Origin of the sequence: Mycoplasmopsis felifaucium ATCC 43428, from assembly GCF_000687775.1 — a bacterium.
GTDB classification, from domain to species: domain Bacteria; phylum Bacillota_I; class Bacilli_A; order Mycoplasmatales; family Metamycoplasmataceae; genus Mycoplasmopsis; species Mycoplasmopsis felifaucium.
Genome location: NZ_JHXS01000009.1, coordinates 1 through 17,113, shown reverse-complemented (window position 1 = coordinate 17,113; position 17,113 = coordinate 1). Strand labels below are relative to the sequence as shown.

At 28.8% G+C, this 17,113-nt stretch carries 16 protein-coding genes; 11 read left to right on the top strand and 5 right to left on the bottom strand.

Features of this window, described 5'->3' with window-relative positions; translation table 4 throughout:
* Positions 1 to 72: 72 nt before the first annotated feature.
* From T390_RS0102075 to T390_RS0102055, 5 genes are read left to right on the top strand one after another with little or no spacing between them, the layout of a single operon-like run.
* Positions 73 to 1,887: an ABC transporter permease gene (locus T390_RS0102075; protein WP_027334855.1), complete on the top strand. Its 1,815-nt coding sequence runs from the start codon at positions 73 to 75 to the stop codon at positions 1,885 to 1,887.
* Complete coding sequence (locus T390_RS0102070; RefSeq protein ID WP_027334854.1) at positions 1,887 to 2,588, top strand: ABC transporter ATP-binding protein; 702 nt, start codon at positions 1,887 to 1,889, stop codon at positions 2,586 to 2,588. Before T390_RS0102075 ends, T390_RS0102070 begins: the two co-directional genes overlap by 1 nt.
* Complete coding sequence (locus T390_RS0102065) at positions 2,566 to 3,543, top strand: aromatic motif membrane protein (protein ID WP_027334853.1); 978 nt, start codon at positions 2,566 to 2,568, stop codon at positions 3,541 to 3,543. The genes T390_RS0102070 and T390_RS0102065 overlap by 23 nt, the downstream gene beginning before the upstream one ends.
* The gene (locus tag T390_RS0102060) at positions 3,536 to 4,396 is read left to right on the top strand and encodes an aromatic motif membrane protein (RefSeq protein ID WP_027334852.1); all 861 of its coding nucleotides are present in this window, start codon (positions 3,536 to 3,538) and stop codon (positions 4,394 to 4,396) included. The genes T390_RS0102065 and T390_RS0102060 overlap by 8 nt, the downstream gene beginning before the upstream one ends.
* Positions 4,396 to 5,280, top strand: coding sequence for an aromatic motif membrane protein (locus tag T390_RS0102055; RefSeq protein WP_027334851.1), 885 nt, complete (start codon positions 4,396 to 4,398; stop codon positions 5,278 to 5,280). The genes T390_RS0102060 and T390_RS0102055 overlap by 1 nt, the downstream gene beginning before the upstream one ends.
* Before the next feature lie 100 nt (positions 5,281 to 5,380).
* On the opposite strand, the gene T390_RS0102050 is transcribed toward T390_RS0102055, so the two are convergent.
* The 4 genes from T390_RS0102050 to recO all read right to left on the bottom strand — a co-directional run bounded on the left by T390_RS0102050 (position 5,381) and on the right by recO (position 9,758).
* Positions 5,381 to 6,757, bottom strand: coding sequence for an HAD family acid phosphatase (locus T390_RS0102050; RefSeq protein WP_027334850.1), 1,377 nt, complete (start codon positions 6,755 to 6,757; stop codon positions 5,381 to 5,383).
* Positions 6,758 to 6,959: 202 nt separating this feature from the next.
* Positions 6,960 to 7,946 carry a DHH family phosphoesterase gene (locus T390_RS0102045; protein WP_027334849.1) on the bottom strand — a complete coding sequence of 329 codons (987 nt, stop codon included), beginning with the start codon at positions 7,944 to 7,946 and terminating at the stop codon, positions 6,960 to 6,962.
* Positions 7,947 to 7,959: 13 nt separating this feature from the next.
* Positions 7,960 to 8,931, bottom strand: a complete 972-nt coding sequence (locus T390_RS0102040; protein ID WP_036436084.1) for a DHH family phosphoesterase — start codon at positions 8,929 to 8,931, stop codon at positions 7,960 to 7,962.
* 122 nt (positions 8,932 to 9,053) lie between these two features.
* The gene (recO, locus tag T390_RS0102035) at positions 9,054 to 9,758 is read right to left on the bottom strand and encodes a DNA repair protein RecO (RefSeq protein WP_027334847.1); all 705 of its coding nucleotides are present in this window, start codon (positions 9,756 to 9,758) and stop codon (positions 9,054 to 9,056) included.
* A gap of 85 nt (positions 9,759 to 9,843) precedes the next feature.
* On the opposite strand from recO, the gene T390_RS0102030 reads away from it, so the two are divergent.
* Genes T390_RS0102030 through T390_RS03815 form a run of 6 tightly spaced genes read left to right on the top strand, consistent with a single transcriptional unit; the run spans position 9,844 to position 16,534 of the window.
* Entirely contained in the window at positions 9,844 to 10,134 is a 291-nt protein-coding gene (locus tag T390_RS0102030) for a hypothetical protein (RefSeq protein ID WP_027334846.1), read from the top strand.
* Positions 10,127 to 11,767, top strand: a complete 1,641-nt coding sequence (locus tag T390_RS0102025) for a DAK2 domain-containing protein (protein ID WP_027334845.1) — start codon at positions 10,127 to 10,129, stop codon at positions 11,765 to 11,767. Before T390_RS0102030 ends, T390_RS0102025 begins: the two co-directional genes overlap by 8 nt.
* 6 nt (positions 11,768 to 11,773) lie before the next feature.
* Positions 11,774 to 12,778, top strand: coding sequence for a phosphate acyltransferase PlsX (gene plsX, locus T390_RS0102020; RefSeq protein WP_027334844.1), 1,005 nt, complete (start codon positions 11,774 to 11,776; stop codon positions 12,776 to 12,778).
* A gap of 2 nt (positions 12,779 to 12,780) precedes the next feature.
* Complete coding sequence (locus tag T390_RS03820; protein WP_235732223.1) at positions 12,781 to 13,266, top strand: ribonuclease III domain-containing protein; 486 nt, start codon at positions 12,781 to 12,783, stop codon at positions 13,264 to 13,266.
* Position 13,267: 1 nt separating this feature from the next.
* Entirely contained in the window at positions 13,268 to 13,474 is a 207-nt protein-coding gene (locus T390_RS04265; RefSeq protein WP_334290780.1) for a putative dsRNA-binding protein, read from the top strand.
* A gap of 12 nt (positions 13,475 to 13,486) precedes the next feature.
* Complete coding sequence (locus T390_RS03815) at positions 13,487 to 16,534, top strand: AAA family ATPase (protein WP_084260950.1); 3,048 nt, start codon at positions 13,487 to 13,489, stop codon at positions 16,532 to 16,534.
* 51 nt (positions 16,535 to 16,585) lie between these two features.
* On the opposite strand, the gene T390_RS0102005 is transcribed toward T390_RS03815, so the two are convergent.
* On the bottom strand, positions 16,586 to 17,113 hold a 528-nt coding region (locus T390_RS0102005), incomplete at its 5' end, for a restriction endonuclease subunit S (protein WP_027334843.1).

Below are 17,113 nucleotides of genomic sequence, written 5' to 3'. Positions count from 1 at the left end.
TTTTTGTATAGTAAAATATAGATAGCATGAGACAATTTATAGAATTCATTTTTTAAAATAAAGAAAGGAAAAATGAAAAACGCAACTATAAATTACTCTCAATTCCTGTTTAAAATTACAGCTTTGAAAGTTAGCACAGTAGTGCTTCCTATTTTAACTTTAATTATTTCACTAATTATTGGCACAACTTTTAGTTTCATTACCCTAAGTGATTTTTATAGAAATATACTAATTTATTCATATAGTTTTTGTGTAATTCTTTTAACAATTTTTTATGGTTCATTAAAAGGCATTAACCTTTTTAGTGATTTAGATAGCGAAGGTATTGAATTATTAATATATTCAAAACCTTTGTCAAGAAAACAAATTATTCTTGGTAAAAATTTAACATTCATATTGATTGGTTTAATTTGAAGTGTTTCAACCTTTTTATCAATGTCATTAACATTTGGCCTATTAGCCAATAAAACAGACTTAAAAGTATTAATTCCTTTAAGTTTTATAGTTCCATTTTTAGTTTATTTATTCTTTGGCTCAATTGCTTCATTGTTAAGCTTTAAAATAAACTCAAAATTAGCCTTAGCTATTCCATTGTTATTATTTGCCCCTTTAGCAATTGGTGGTAATTTTATTCTTCCTAATTCAAATCCAAGCAATGACCATACAGCTTACTTCCTTAATACTAAATATAACTACCACAATTCTGGTACTCAAGTAGATGCCGAAAAATTCTACTTAAATAATAATAAAGATGAATACTACCTAATTCCTAATGGTGCCGAAAATGCAGAACTAACAGAAAACCAAATTCAATACATAAATGAAGCGTTTAAATTATCAAAAAATAGTGCAACAGACTGACAAACATATTCATGAACTATTTTGCCTTTTCAAATGATTGATATTTTCAATGTAAATAACATCAATACATTTGCTGGTCAAAATAAAAATGAAAATAATTTAAGCAAATATACATATTATCCAGATTTAGAAAATGTTGTTTATTCTTATAAAACAGACTTAAATAGCAAATTAATTAAATTAAATGTAGGTAATGAATTAGTTTCAAAATACGACTATCTTGTTCCTGGCGTGTTAAAAGATAACAATGTAATTTCGCCTAATTCAAATAACTCTGGTGTTATTTATGCTAGAGTTAATGCCGAAAGTTTTAACGTTTCATTTGATGAAGATAACTTTAATTTTGCAGCTCCTACAAACCTAGTTGGAAAAATTACTTGAGATAAATTAAATCCTGTTTTTTCAAGCGAAGAATTTAACAAAGTTGCTAAAGAATTTTATGAAAAATTATTTACTGAAATAAAATCTAAAGAACTTGCCGAAATTAAAAAACAACTATTAAACTCAATCAGTTCAATAGTTAACGATAAAGACAGTACTTTAAATAAAATAGAAGACAATAAAATAGCTATTTTTGACAAAAATGCAGTGAAGAATTTATTACTTGAAAACGAAACTCAAAGAAAAATTTATTTAAGTGTAGCATTAATGTATTACTTGTACTTTACATATAATGATTCAACATTATTAAAATCATTATTAAGCAATGATTCAATCGAAAATTCATTTGCACCAAGTACAATTCTTATTAATATTGACGAACACGACTATAGAATAGGTGGATTTAGCTATTATGAACCTATTCAACAAATACAAACAATAGATGATAAACCTAGACCTATCACAAGATACGAATTGCATAAAGATCCAAATAACTTCTTATTCCAAAATGTTTCAAATGTAGTTTCTATTTCAAGAGATAAATTGGTAGTTAATAAATATTATTACTTACTAATTTGAGTTGCATTATCTACCTTGTTTTTAGGTCTTAACAGTATTTTATATATGAGAAAGGACTATAAATAATGAGTAAAATTTTAGAAGTTAATAATTTAACAAAAATTTACGATAAAAATAATCGTGGTATTCATAGTCTTAATTTTCATGTAAATTCTGGAGACTTTCACGCCTTTATAGGTGAAAATGGTTCAGGTAAAACAACAACAATTAAATCAATTATTGGTGCATACTATAAATATGATGGTGAAATTTTAATTGATGGTTTATCTAATAAAAATCCACAAAGTAAATCATTAATTGGATATGTTCCAGAAAGTGCTATTTTTCCAAAAGAACTAACAGTATATGAATATTTAAAATGTTTTGCTTTACTTTCTAATCTTGAAAGCGAAAAAGTTGAAAGCAAAATTGATTCACTATTAAAGAAATTCGGTATTTCTCAACTTAAAAAACAAAAACCATATAACTTTTCAAGTGGTCAAAAGAAAAAAGTTTTACTTATTCAAGCATTACTTAATGATCCAAAAATTTTGATTCTTGATGAACCTTCTTCATTTCTTGATCCTACTTCAAGATTTGAATTATTTAAAACTTTAAACGAATTAAAGCAACAAGGCACTACAATTTTTATTAGCACTCACGTTTTATCTGAAGTTGATAGATATTGTGACAGTTTAACTTTAATTCACGATGGCCAAATTAAATATAATGGTGCAAAATATAATTCTTTAGAGCAAATTTTTTATGAAAAAGTTATTGCTAATTAGTACTACAGCAATATTGGCTTCAAGTGCTATTTTATTACCTACCGCAGCAGTATTTAAAAGCTCTAAAGTAAAAAAAGAAACCAATCAAATTGATATTAATAGTCAAATAAATTTATTTTTAAATAATAAAAATATAAAAACGTTAGAAAAATTATTCTTGCCTAGCGAAAAACTTTCTAATGAATATGTTCAACATGAAGAAAATATTCATTCTAATATGTTTAGTGAAATAAAATATGCTTTAAATTTTTATCCAATTTTTAAACCTAATAGCTTAAGTCCAAATTATTCTAAAATTACATTAACAGCTAAAAATATTCTTTCAAACGCTATTTCTAATGACTGATATTGATATTTAAAAAATATTGATAAATTTATGTACGTTTATACTCCTTATGGTGATAAATATGCTACTTTTCCAAATGAAGAAGAATTAATAAATAAAGTAAAAGAAATTTTTCCAGATTTATCTATAAAACTGCAAAATAATGAAATACAAGACCTTTTTATAATTGATTGAAATTCTCCTGAAGAAGTAAAACCATTCGATAAATTCCTTAATAAAAAACACTACTTCCTTACTTATAATAATAATTATGTATTACACTTTTTTGCATATGAATTTGAAGGAAAAAATCACTTTGTTGTCGATCCCTTTTTATTATATGTAGCAGATTTTACGAATATTGAAAAACATCATGAATTTTTAGCATTATTAGCCAATAAAATAGAGGAAGAAAGAAAAAAATTCATTGATGCAGATGTAAAATACTGACAAAGAGCCGATAGTGATTATGACTTAACTAAAATATATTCAAAATATAACGATGAACAGTTTGCTACACCTTTTAATGCAGAAGCTTATAATAACGCACTTCAAAAAGCAATCGATGGATTTAATACCTCCGAAGGCTTAAAAGTTCTCAGATTTGCTTGGAGGGAAATTTATGAATAAATTTGTAAAAAATTTAAGCGTAATCGCTCCTACTATAGTTTTAAGTTCAGTGGTTTCTTGCACAAATTACAGTCAAAAAACTTCTTTAGATAAATATATTGATAAATCAAAAGACATTGTTCCGCCCGTAGAAAATTCACAAGAAGTTAATACAAAGAAAATTCTAGACGTATTGATAAAAGCTAATTTTAGAAGCGAAAGTGCAAAGGTGAATTATTTTAATCAAATGAAAGATCCTGAACATATTAAACAAATTGAAGAAGGATTAAAACAATTTTCAAATGAATGAACAAAAGCTAAAAAGAACCAAAATAACGATAAATTAGATGAATTAGTAAAATCAATGGAAGCATTTTACAGTTTAAATTGATATTATGTTTTGAGTAATTTGGATAAATTTAAACTTGATTTCTATAAATGATTTACATTCCCAAAAGGTAAAAATGGAGATCATTCAGATAAATATAAAGAAACTATTTCTAATCTTTCTATGCCTGATTTATCAAAAGTTCAATTTGGAAACGATTATTTAAGTGAAATAAAAGAAGGTGAAGAATCAGCTGAATTATTGGATAAAGATATCTTTTATTTATTAAAAGATAAAAATGTTTTTAGAATATCAATTAATGACGCTGTTAGTGAACACCCTAAAATCCTTCTTAAGCCTTATGTTTGATCGTTTGCAAATTCTAAAGCAAGTAAAATATCTTTAAATTTAATTTCAAATGTAGTTCATAGTGCTTTTATTCATGGAGACCAGGAAGGATTTGACAGATTGGAAAATGATTTGGTGGTTAAATTTAGATATGGCATTCCAGCTGTAGCAATTATGTTATATAAAGGGGTTGAATAATGAAAAAACTTAAATTTATTTTACCTTCATTATTTTTAAGTGCTCCTTTATGTGTTATTTCGTGTCAAAATAAAAGTACAACTCAAGAAGTTAATAAGCTCGAGAACTTAAATATCGATTCAGTTAAAAACGATTTATGAAAATCATTTATTAATCAAGATTATATTGAGGCATTGTTAAATGCTGTATACGGCAATAAAACAGACTTAAAAGAAAAATTTATTGAAGAACAAAAACAAATTGATGAAACATATCTAAATGATATTAGATGAGCATTTTATTACGGAAGTAATAACATTAAACAATTCGGTGATGATGGTGGTATTTTTGGAACCAAAAAGCCTAAATTATTACTACAAAGTAATAAAATCATTGAAGAATTCAACACGAAAAACTGATTAGCATTCTTATATTATTTTGATCGTTTGAATTTTATATACTATCCAACATATGACCTATTTGAAGAATCAGCTGATAATGCAGACATAAGTGCTAGAGAAAACACCCAAAAAATTGGTACATTCTATACACCAAAAAGCAACAAAATTATTCAATATACAAATCAACTATACGAAAATAGCGAAGACTATATTGAGAATAATTTCTATCTATTAACAGAAGATGCATTTATATTGCAAATTGATGTTTCTGATAGCGAGCCTGAAAATCAAGAGAATATACCAAATGTTCAAATTTTTAACTATTTATTCGCATTCCCAAAAATGGTTACTAATCCTGAACTATTAAAAACCTTTGATATAAAGCAATATGTAGCATATACTAAGAGTTTCTCTGAAACTGGTCCTGATAAATCTAAAAAGGTAATCTACGAGGATGAATTAGGTGGAAAAATGCTTAGATATACTGTATATGGTATTAAATAATTTTTAGAGTTAACAATATGTTAACTTTTTTTATGCCTATAAAACAGGCAAATAAGAAAACACCCAAACGGGTGTTTAAATTTAAAAATTATTTGGATTACTATGGTCTAAGAGCACCACCATTAGCATCTGCTGATGGTCCTTGAGCATATTTAGGATTTTCTTGAATTGCTTGTAAAGCTTTTCAAAGATCGTAATAGTTACCATAGCCATATTCATCTGTTCAGCCACCGTATTCAGCATTACCTGGAACCATAATGTAAGCTTGGTGATATCCTAATTTAACAAATTTTTTGGTTTTTGTATCATATTTAAGACCATCTCCACCTTCAGGCATAAATAATTTACGTAATCCATCTTCGTCTAAGTATGTTTTAACTTTTTCATCATTAGTTAATTTCTTAGATTGTCTGTCAAAGAAGTCATTGTAGTTGTCACCAATTCTCATAGTTGTTTTCATAACAACTTTATCACCTGAACCTGCTTGTTCTGCACCAAGATTTCAACCTTCAGTATTAGCATCTAAGCCATTCATTCTGTCAGTTTTGTAAACAAGTTTACCTAAAGTTTCAGCAGCAGCAATGTTGTCTCATGTTCTTCATGGTTTTGCACTAAAGTTTTCTGTGAATTTAGTTTTTCCTGCTAATGTTTTAAGTTCATCTTTTGACATATTTGCAGTTAATTCATTTGTAATTTCATTTTCATTTGTTGCTAAATAAGGCATTGAACCACGCATTCAGAATTGGTAGTTTTGAACAAATTTAACACCAGCTTTTTTCAAGTTTTCTGCAACTTTATCTCTAACCAATGTTGATTGACTCATATCCGAGTTATAAGCAACTAATGCCCCATTTTCTTGCACATAGTTAATAAATTCAACAACACCTGGAAGAGCAAATCTTAATCCTTTAACATCTTCTCTTTCTTTATCAGCCATATTGAATCCGCCGTGTAACATAGCGTATGATTCTGTAATATCATTTTGTAATACAGTTTCGTCAATATCCATAAAGATAACTGGAATTGATTTTCCACTTGCTGGGTTAACTACTTTTTGAGCTGTGTTAAAGTTTTGTGAGTAATCCATATTATCTGTATCTGCACGTTTTTTAAGGTTTTCAAAAGCAATCTTAGCTGCTGCATAAGCGGCATCTTTTGCAATATATGATTCTACTGATTTAATGTATCAAATAATACCACCAATCATAGCTGCATCTTTGTTTAATACGCTAATTAATTTAGCGACTTGATCATCAGATAATGTTTTTTTCATATCTAATGATTTTACAAAGTCCATTTTTTGATCAGCGCTTAAGTTTGCGTAAGCAGTTTGAACAGCCGTTTTTTGTTCGTCAAATGATAATTTATCAAATGATTTAGCTTCTTTTTTGGTGTCATTACATGAAACACTAAGAGCCATAGGAGCAGCAACAATAGCTGTTGAGAATGCACCTAAAAATAATTTTTTAAATTTCATAAAATTTCATTTCCTTCTAAAATAAAAATCTTCAAAGTAAGTATTTGAAACTTACATTTTAATTATACATTTTTAATATATATATATATATATATAGCTATTTTCTGAATTTTAAAAATGTTAATTTTGTCATTATTTTGGTCAAAAAAGCTGTTTTATAGGATAAATAAAAATATCCTAGAATTACTAAGATATTTATGAATTATTTTATTTGATCAGCATTCCCATATTTTTCTCAGCGTTCAACTTCTGCGTTACAATCTGAAATAACATTAGGAACTAAATCAAATGAAGATAGCATAGAACCAGAAGCTCTTTCGTGACCACCGCCACCTCATTTAACAGCTACATTTCTAACACATGGACCATTTGAACGATATTCTACTCTAATTCTTCCATCTTGTTCTTCATTAAATAATACTCAGAATGGATATCCTTTAAGATTACCAATAACATTCACTCTACATACCTCATTAGGTGTTTTTCCTAAAGCAACTGTTTCGTTGTATGTTAAGGTTGAATATGCAACTTTACCATCTGTTTTCATATTTGAAAATATTTTATTATTTACAGCAATATCTTCAATACTTGTAGCAGCTAAACCAGCAAAAACTCTTTCAGCATTTAAACCATTTTTATATAAGTACGCAGTTAATTCGTGAGTTCTTGCTGAAACATCTGAAAACTGGAATCTTCCACTATCTGTTACAATTCCTAAAAATAAGAATTCAGCAGCTTTTGGTGAAATTTTTCATTTACATTGAAAAGCTAATTCAGCAATCATTTCATCACCAGCAATTCTGGCCGATTCAACTCAACGAGTGCAATTATGTAAATCATCATCATTTGGATGGTGATCAATTCTTAAAGTTTCAGGGAATAAGTTTTTATCTAAAACTTCTCTATTTTGAATTCTTTCTTTATGGTTAGCATCAACAACTACACCTAATGACTTACTTAAAATTTCATCAGAAGGAATTTCATCAAAATCAAAATTCATAAAGTCTAATGTGCCAAAATTATTTCCAATAGCATAAACTTTTTTATTTGGATAGTTATCTCTAATTAATTCTCTTAAACCAAATTGGCTTCCTAAGCAATCTCCATCTGGTCTAATGTGATGAAAAATTACGATCGAATCATATTTTTCAATTAATCTTTTAGCATCTCCTCATTTACCAAGAACCATATTTCCAGCCATCTTATTTACCTTCTCATTCTGCGATTGCTTGATTTAAGTCATCTAAAATAGCTTCAGTTTCAGCTCATGTTTTAACTGTAACACCAGCTGCATTATCATGTCCTCCACCACCATATTTGTTGGCTACTTTATTAACAAGTGGACCATTTGATCTTAAACGACCTCTGACATTGCCATCTTCAAGTTGAATAAAGAATGCTCAACAAGAATTATCATCAATATTAGCTAATTCATTTACGAAAATAGCTGCTTCAAGGCTGTTAAAGTCAAATTTATTCATAACTTCTTCAGTTACGTTAAAGTATAAAACTCTGCCTTTTCTTTGGAATTTTGAAAGAATTTCACCAATAAATTTAATATCTTTTAATGATCTCTTATTTAATTCTTTAAAAATTCATTGAGGATCAAAACCACTTTTTTCATATAAGTAAGCTACTAATTTATGTGTTCTTGCACTTGTATCTGGATATAAGAATCTTCCGCTATCTGTAACAATTCCTAAAAATACGTGCTCAGCAGCTTTTTTAGTAATTTCTCAGTTAGCGTCTTTAGCAATTTGAGCAATCATTTCAGCAGCCGCAACATAATGTTCATCTACTCATAAATAATCATAAACTACATCACTACCATTTGGGTGGTGATCAATTCTAAGGGTTGCCGTGAATCTTTTTTCTAATAAAAGATATGAACATTCAATTCTATCTGAACTAGATGCATCACAAACAACACCCAGTGAATTATTAAAATCTATGTCTTCAATCTTATCAAAGTGATAGTTCATAAAGTCAAAAGTATGAACATTGTCACCAACTGTATAAACTTTTTTATTTGGATAATTTGTCCTAATTAATTCTGCTAAACCAGCTTGGCAACCTAAACAATCACTGTCAGGTCTAATGTGGTGGAAAATTATAATATTTTCATATTTTTCAATAGCATTAATAGCTACTTTTGAATTTCCAATAACATCCATTTGTGTCTCCTTTTTTATTAAATATTAAGTTATATATAAATTTATAATCTAATTTTAAACTATTAAAAAAAGCATCAAAAATTTTTTCAATTATTGACGCTTATTGCGGTTATTTTTCATAATTATTTTACGTTAATATCTTTTTCTCAATCAACGCAAATACCATTAGATATATAGTGAGCAAGTAATTCTTTATAAATAATTTCATTTACGCTTGGAATACAAACATTTAAGTAAACACTTAAGTTCTTAAATAAATAATAAATTGATTTTAGTTCTTTAGTTCAGCGTTGCTTTTTGGTGTGCAACCCGCAAAAATAACCTCCAAGGTAAAATTGAAAACTGCATAAATTACCAGGCGAACCACATTCAATACATCTTTCAATATTAGGCATAATACCATAATATTTTAGTGCTGATGCTACTAAATATGTGACTAAAAAGGCTGTTTTGCCGTCATTTTGGTGTTTTAGGCACTCTTCATACGCTTGTGTTATTTCTGGACAATATTTATTAAAATGTTTCATAAAAATAACTGCTTTTGAAACAAACTTAATCACAAAGCGATTTTCATAGTTTGGCATAGCAATAATATTGGCTTTTTTTAGTCTATTAACCCTATCAAGCAGCCTTGTTGGGAAATATTCAATTTCACAAACAGAACCAATTTGTAAATTAGCTCTATTTTTTGATTCAGACTTATTAACACCTTTAGCTAAAAATGCCTTAACACCATTTTTCGTTAAGGCATATAAAATTGCATCATTAGTGTTTTCAGCATATGGTTTTAATTCTAAAACTACAACTTTTTCAATCACTTCGGCCATAATTAAATTTTATATTATATATACATATATATAGTAAAATAATACATATTAAAAAAGTGTAGATACACGGCTTGTTGGAGGATAAATGAACAACAAAGAAGTTGAACAAATTTTTATAGATACTTTAGAATCAACTCCTGGAATTAGTGCAATTATTAAATCAGATGATGAATTTAATTCAAATATACCTGCAGTTTTTAATGTTTGCGAAAACAATAACATTTGAAACTTTATAGCAACAATGAAATTACACAATAATTCAAACGCTAAAGACATTGTGAACAGCGTTTCAAACACATTAAAATTTAAACTAAAAAGGAAAAAACAAAATATTGGAAAAATTAACTTATTTATAGGGGGAATTTCTAATGATTAAGAATAAGACTATAGACGGACAATTATATGCTCAGCTGATTATTTCAGGAGCAAACAACTTAATAAATAATAAAAACAGAATTGATGATTTAAATGTCTTCCCAGTTCCTGATGGGGATACTGGAACAAATATGTCAAGCACAGTAGATGCAGCCGCTAAAGCGTTAGAAGGCTATCAAAATAAAAACTTAGGTGAAGTAGCTTCATTTGTTTCAAAAAATATGCTTTATGGTGCAAGAGGAAATTCAGGGGTTATTTTAAGCCAAATTTTCAAAGGTTTTGCTTTAAGTTTTGAAAACAAAACTGAAGTGGATGTATTAGGTTTACTTGAAGGATTCAAAAAAGCAACTGAAAGAGCGTATCAATCTGTTTTAAAACCCGTAGAAGGTACTATTTTAACTGTTATTAGAGAAACTACTGAAGAATTAGAAAAGAAAATTAACAAGAATACTTCATTTGAAGAGTTTTTTGTCTTCGCTAAAGATTTTGCCAGAGTAGCTTGTGATAATACACCAAATAAATTAAAAATTTTACGTGAAGTTGGAGTAGTTGATTCAGGTGGCGAAGGCTTAGTTATGTTTATTTCAGGGATGGCTTCATTAATTTTAGGAAATCCTGTAAGTTTATCTAATGAAGAACAAGCCATTGATAAATTCATTAGTAGTGAAGAAGTTTACACAGGCGAATTTGGCTACTGCACAGAATTTATTATTTCACTAAATAACCCTGAAGAATTTAATAAAGAAGCATTTCAAAAATCTTTAAGTAAAAAAGCCAACTCATTAGTTGTTGTGCAAGATGCAGAATTAGTTAAAGTACACGGACATACTATTAAACCTGGTGATTTATTAAACCTTGGTCAAAAATATGGTGAATTTATGAAAATTAAGTCTGAAAATATGACATTACAAGCCGAAGATTCAAGAAATAAAAATGTTGATTTAAGTAAAACTCAGGAAACAAGTTTAGAACCTTTAAGTAAATGTGGTGTTATTTCATGCAACTTAGGAACTGGAATTATTAATAAAATGAATGAACTAGGTTGTGATGTAATAATCGAAAGCGGTCAAACCCAAAACCCTTCAGCCGCCGATATTGTTGATGCAATTAACAAATGTAATGCTGAAAATGTGTTTATACTTCCAAATAACTCAAACATCTTTTTAACTGCTGAACAAGCCGCACAAGTTGTTTCAGATAAAAAGATTCATATTATCAAAACAAGAACCCAAATTCAAGGTATCAATGCTATGCTTGGTTTTAACAAAGATTCAAGCCCAGAAGAAAATGAAGAATTAATGAACGAAATGGTTTCATTAGTTAAAACAGGTGAAGTTACAATAGCTGTAAGAGACACTAAAATTAATGGTGTGAAAATTAAAAAGGACAACTACTTAAGTATTTTAGATGACAAAATTATTGCATGTAAAAGCACTTATTTAGAAGCTGCTAAATACATCATAAACAAAGTAGTTAATGAAAATTCTGAGCTAGTTACAATTTACTATGGCAATGATGCTTCTGAAGCAGATGCAAGTGAATTAGCTGATTATATTTCAAGTAAATACAGCTGTGGCGTCGAAATCGTTGATGGAAATCAACCTAACTATCACTTTTTAATTGGATTGGAATAATTAAATATGTATAAAATTGCTTTTGATATTAACGGTAATGATAACGGTATTAAACCTTCAATTGAAGCGACTGTGGCTTTTTTAAAGCAAAATCCGTCATACGAAATTACTTTAATTGGTCCCGAAGAAGAAATTCTTAAACAATTTGATAAAAAACATAATAAACCTGATAATTTAAAAATTATCAATAACCCTAACCAACCAAGTGATAAAAAGAATTTTCATAAATCATTAAGAGAAAATACTTCTATGAATACAGCATTAGACTTAGTAGCTAACAATGAAGCTGATGCAGTATTATCTAGCGGAGATTCAGGAACTTATTTAGCTTGTGCAACATTTAAACTTAAAAGATTAAATGGTGTAAGTCGTTCAGCATTTATGCCTTTAATGCCTACGATTGTTGGCAGAAAATTCTTATTACTTGACGTTGGTGCCAATATAGAAACTAAATCAGAATATTTAGTTGAATGAGCAAAAATTGCAAATATTTACGCTAAAGCATTATTAAACTTGACAGCCCCAAGAATTTCATTAATAAACATAGGTACAGAAAGCTATAAAGGTCTTCAAATTGTGCAAGAAGCTAATGAAATTTTAAAAGAAGATAAAAGCTTAAATTACATCGGTTATGTTGAATCAAGAGAAATTCTTGAAGGCACCACAGATGTAGCCGTAATTGATGGATATGGTGGTAATTTAGTCTTAAAAAGCTTAGAAGGTGCTGTTTTAAGTTTTAAAAATTTACTTAAAAGCAAGATTATGCTTAAACCAATTAGAAAACTAGGTTATTTACTTGCTAAAGGTGCCTTTCATGATGTGGCTGAAACATTAGATTATAGAAACGTTGGAGCTGCTTGAGTAATAGGTTTAAATGGTGTTGCTATTAAATGCCACGGAAACAGCGATTCTAAAGCTTATATGGGGGCTTTAGGTCAAATTAAAATGGTGCTTGAAAAAAGAGTGCTTGACGAAGTAAAAAAAGAATTAGAAACTCAGGAAGAAGCATAAAAATGGCAAAAAAATCTGACAAACAAGAAGATTTTTTAAAAGATGAATTTATCCAATATCTAAAAAAATTCAATATTGAAGTTAAAAACATAAATTATTATGTGCAAGCCTTAACTCACGGTTCTTGCTATCCTCAATCTGATGAAAAAAACTATCAAACTTTAGAGTTTCTTGGCGATGCTATCATTCAATTTTTAATGAGTGATTTTATTTATCATAAATACTTAAATATGCAACAAGGTAAGCTTACACTTGTAAGATCAAAATTAGTTAGAACTGAAACCTTGAATAATTTAAGTGAGAAAATTAGATTAAAGAAATTCTTACTTACAGGTTTTAAAAGTCAAAGAGGAAGCATTCTTTCAAGTCAAAAAGTTGGTGCTGATATTTTTGAATCATTAGTTGCTGCAATTTATCTTGATTTAGGTATTAATAAAGCTAAAGAATTTCTTCAAAGGACCTTATTTATAGAGGCAAACGAAATATAATTTAAAAGACTATAAAACCTTATTCCAGGAAGAAGTTCAGCTTTTAAGTAAGTCTAAGGTAACTTACAATTCTTATGCAATTAATGACCAAGATTTTAAATCCGAAGTAATTTATGATGGAATAATTTTTGGTACTGGCATAGGAAAAAGTAAATCTCAAGCCGAAGAAGAAGCTGCGAAAGTAGCTCTTGCAAAATTAATAAAATAGTAAGGAGGAATTATGAAATTAGTAAAAGTAGAAGCACATGGTTTTAAATCATTTGCTGACCCAATCACATTAAAATTCAATGGTGGTGTTGCAGGTATTGTTGGCCCTAACGGTTCAGGTAAGTCAAACATTAACGACGCCATTAAATGAGTTTTAGGTGAAAGAAGTGCTAAAGAACTTCGTGGTGATAGTATGGATGATGTTATATTTGCAGGCTCTAAAACTGCTAAACCATTAGATAAAGCTATTGTAACATTAACATTTGACAATAAAGATGGCTCAAGTAGTATTCCTCACGAAACTATTACAATTAGTAGAGTTCTTGAAAGAGGAAACGGTAATAATCAATATTACTTAAATGGCGAATTATGTCGTCAAAAAGATATAAAAGATATCGCAATGGAAAGTGGTATTGGTAAAAGTTCTTTAGCTATTATTTCTCAAGGTACAGTTAGCGACATTGCTGAAGCAACTGCTGAAGATAGAAAAGCTATTTTTGAAGAAGCTGCAGGGGTTTCTAAATATAAATTCCGTAAAAAAGAAGCTTTAGCAAAACTAGCTAAAACTCAAGAAGGTCTGGACCAAATCCACTTAGTTATAGCTGAAATTGAAAGAAAATTAGTTCCATTAAGAAAACAAAGTGAAAAGGCTAAAATCTTTATTGCTAAAAGCGAAGAACTTAAAAGTATTGAAGTTGGTTTATTAGTTGATAGAATTAAAGAAAACAGCTCAATTTTTGAAAGTTTAAGTAAAGAACTTGAAGGCGTTTCAGAAACTGAAACAGATCTTAAAAGAAGAATTGCTGAAGCCGAAAACCAAATTGCCCAAAACACCAGTTTTAAAGCTAAAGACGAAGTTGAAGTTCAAAAATTATCAGCTGAATTATCAGAATTAAGAGAACGTTTAAATAACCTTGATATACATGCTGAAGCCGTTAGAGAAAGAAATCGTTTAATTGCCGAAGGTAAATTAAACGCTTCTAAAGAAGAAAGAATTAAGTCATTCCAACAATTAATGACCGAAGCTACTAGAAAAATTAAACTTTATGAAAATGAAATTTTAGTTAAGAGAGCTTCTTTAGCTAAACACAAAGAAGAACTTAATCAACTAGAAAATGAAATTGGTTCCCTAAACATTCAAGCTAATAAGAAAAAAGGTGAATTATACAAAGTTGAAATTGGTATTAGTACATTAAAAGAACAAATGGAAAATAACTCAATGTTATTTAAGGGGACTAAAACGATTTTAGAAAACAAAGCATATTTCGGTAAGGCTTTAAAAGGTACAGTTGCTGAACTTATTAAAGTTGAACCTAAATATACAGCCGCGATTGAAGCAGTATTATCAAACGCTTTGCAACATTTAGTAGTTGATAAATCAGAAACAGCCGTTAAAGCTGTTAACTTCTTAAAAGATAATAACGGTGGTCGTGCTACATTTATTCCTCTAGCATCTATTCAACCTAAATCAGTTAGAGATGATCATGTTTTAGCTGTTCAAGGGAGTTTAGGATTTGTTGGAATTGCAAGTGATTTAATTAGTGCTGAACCTATTTATCAAATCTTATTAAAATTCTTACTTGGTAATGTAATAGTAGCTAGCGATATTGATAGTGCTAATAAGATTTCTACCATTCTAGATCGCCGTTACATGATTGTTACACTTGATGGCGATACCATTAGACCTGGTGGTGTTATTATGGGTGGTACAAAATCAACTGCTCAAACCTTGCTTAATTTAGATGATAAGCTTAATGAATTGCAAAAACTTGTTCCAAGTTTAGAAGCATCTATTAAAGTATTTGAAGCTAAATCACACGAAATTCAAAACGCACGTAAAAATACAATTGAATACATTAACCAAATTAGTCAACAATTAAATATGTTAATTAATCAAAGAACTAACGAACAAAAAGTTCTTGATGAATTAACAATGAGTGCTCAAAGCGTAGCAAAAGAATCAATTGAACAAACTGTATTAAATTCAGATCTTAATTTAAACGAATCTGACTATGAAACACTTCTATCAAGAAAAAATGCTCTTGAAATTGAAGTGAAAGCAAAATCAGAAAGAATAGCAGCTTTAGCAATGGATATTAATGCTGCCCAAATTCTTAAAAATGATTATGATTCAACCTTAAGACAATTAATGTCTTCATTCTCAAGCAAATTATTGCAAAAACAAAAAGCTCAAATGCTTGCAGAACAATCTAGAGAGCGTTTAGCTTCGCACTATAAATTAACTGTAGAAGCAGCTGAACAACAAGGTTATAAATTAGAATTAGCTAAAGATCAAGCTGAAGAAATCGTTAGAGAGCTAAGAGACGAAATTGATAAACTTGGTAATGTTAACCTTGAAGCATTAGAACAATTAGTTGAAGAAGAAAAACGTTACAATGAATATGCTGAAGGTGAAAAAGAATTATCTCAAGCTAAAGAAACACTTGAAAACGCTATTAGCAATATGGATAAAATCATTACCACTCGTTTAACAAGCATTATTCACGATGTTAATGATGAATTTAACAATGTCTTCAAAACAATGTTTGGTGGTGGTTCAGCTAGATTATTCTTTAGTGATCCTAAAAACATTTTAGATTCAGGAGTTGAAATTGAAGCTACACCTCCAGGTAAAAACATTAAGAACTTAAAATTATTCTCTGGTGGTGAAAAATCATTAATAGCTATTTCATTATTATTTGGTATCTTAAAAGCTCGTCCATTGCCTCTTTGTATTTTAGATGAAGTTGAAGCAGCCTTAGACGAAGCTAATGTTGTTCGTTATGCAGAATACCTACAACAACTTAAAGAAAAAACACAATTCTTAGTTATTACTCACCGTCACGGTACAATGTCAAGAGTTGACAGTTTATTCGGTGCCACAATGCAAAATCGTGGTGTTACAACCTTCTTTAGTATTGAATTAAGTGATGCAAAAAAACTTGTAGCCGACGAACAAAAAGATTACATCACTGAAAACGAAAAGAAAAAACAAGAATCAGAAACTAATTTAGAAGAATTAAAAAAGAATGTAGATAGCTTATTAGAAGACTTAGATTAACAACCTGCGGGTTGTTTTTTATAAACAAAAAACGCCTGTTTTATAGGCGTATTAGACAAACATTTTTTGCAATAAAGCTTTTTTAATCTCTTTGAGTTTAGTTAGTTTTTTATTTGTAAGAGTGATAAGTTTATCAACTGCAGTCAAAAATTCAGCGATTTTTGACTGTTCAACAAGTTCTGAAATTTTTACTAAATTTTCAGAATAGTCTGACCAATATATATGCGGGATCGCAGTTCCAATAGAAGATATTGAAAAATCAAATTTAGACATAATATGATATAAAAAATTTATATTAACTTCCTGATTATTATGAATCGCACCCATAGTCCCAATAAACATTGTATTTTCCGGTAAGACTCTAACTCTTCCAATGCCTGCACCATCCTTAATGATTGTTATATATGGCTTATTTATAGCCATTTTATCTGTATAACCTATTTTGCAAAGAGCGTCATATAGAGCATATTTACCATTATAATTTGCATCTGAAACATTAAGATTGGAAATAGTATACCTACTAATTTCATTCAATTTAACGACTTTTCATAAATCGTTAAATTGCGAAAACCTAATCTC